General features: G+C 55.1%; 1 protein-coding gene. It reads left to right on the forward strand.

Features of this window, described 5'->3' with window-relative positions:
• Positions 1–371: beta-sandwich lipoprotein (locus tag N1032_RS26445; protein WP_259543627.1), on the forward strand; the 371-nt coding region annotated here is incomplete at its 5' end.
• Positions 372–602: the final 231 nt, after the last annotated feature.

A 602-nucleotide genomic window follows, 5' to 3' on the forward strand; every position in this document is an offset into this window, starting at 1 on the left:
AAAAGAAACTGATCGCCGTTGCGCTGGCTGCGCTGACCCTGGTCGGGTGTGACAATGCTGCCGACTTGGCAAGTCGCAACGTCTCCACCGCTGCCGCTAACTTCGAAGTGAATCGCCGGATTGTGTTTATCAACATCCGCACCGGTGAATACTTGTTGAGCGTCGAGGGTCGTTGCGCTCGCGAGAACACCAGCACGGAGATTGAGATCACCTGTAAGACCGGCCCGAACCAGGTCAAGAAGCATTTCATGGGCCTGACGACGGAGGTCACCTATTTTATTGAGCAGATCGACCCTGCACCGGCTGACGAATACCGCTACCGGGTGACGTTCAACCCGACGCAAATCCTGCCGGACGTTCAAGTCCGCTAACCTTCCGGGCCGCGTTTGCGGCCTTTGTTTTTTTCTGCTTGCAAACGTCCCGTAATTCCTGCACAATATCCCGTAACAACCGACAACCGCTTAAAGGTAACTGAATCATGAAACCAATCATCAAAAAAGAATTCTTCCCGCTGGTCGTGGCCCTGCTCGAAGCCGGTCACGCGCCGAAGGTGTTCGACGATCGCTACAACATGGCGCTGGGTTACACCACCGACACCGGTG

Origin of the sequence: Herbiconiux daphne (assembly GCF_024979295.1) — a bacterium.
GTDB lineage: Bacteria > Actinomycetota > Actinomycetes > Actinomycetales > Microbacteriaceae > Herbiconiux > Herbiconiux daphnes.